Source organism: Vibrio sp. 10N.222.55.C6 (genome assembly GCF_041473395.1).
Taxonomy (GTDB): domain Bacteria; phylum Pseudomonadota; class Gammaproteobacteria; order Enterobacterales; family Vibrionaceae; genus Vibrio; species Vibrio crassostreae_C.
The window spans coordinates 1-593 of the sequence record NZ_JBFRSD010000494.1; the positions used below are offsets into that span (position 1 = coordinate 1).

The following is a 593-nucleotide window of genomic DNA, read 5'->3' on the forward strand; positions in this document are numbered from 1 at the left end:
CCACTGACGCACCTTCTCTTGAGAAAGAGCTACATCGCGTATTCGATAATGACCGTTTGAACATGGTGAATAGACGTAAAGAGTTTTTCCAAGTGGAGCTATCTGACATCAAGAAGGCTGTTAAAAACTTCGATATTGATGATGCTGAGTTCATCGAAACTGCTGTAGCACAAGACTTCAATGAAACTAAAGCAATGCGAAAACAAGCTCAGTTGAAAGAAGCAATCGAGCTTGGTGCTACCACCGATTTAACTCAGACGAAGCAACCTGAATTTGCTGAGAGCATTTAAAGTGTACTAATTCAGATCTGATCTGACAGTTACCCATTTTTGACTCGGTGCCTGTCAGATTTAATCTGGGTTAGATTTTTAAGCCCAAATTTATTTCCCATCTTCTAACTAGTTATTTCAGTTAGTACAGTTCTGCCCCCACTCTAAGCTAGAACTGTTCTGCGCCTCATTTCAATACGTGGTTATTTGACCGCGCTTATACAATCGATACAATGGCTTTCAATACTCCTAGTCCAAAACCCCAAAGCCTCTACGTGCTTCCACTGTTCTTCTAGCCACGAAAACGTTTGTCTTCATTAAGTT

General features: G+C 40.8%; 1 protein-coding gene. It reads left to right on the forward strand.

Annotated elements, in window-relative coordinates; genetic code table 11:
- On the forward strand, positions 1–290 hold a 290-nt coding region (locus AB4486_RS24770; RefSeq protein ID WP_372119339.1), incomplete at its 5' end, for a GIY-YIG nuclease family protein.
- Positions 291–593: the final 303 nt, after the last annotated feature.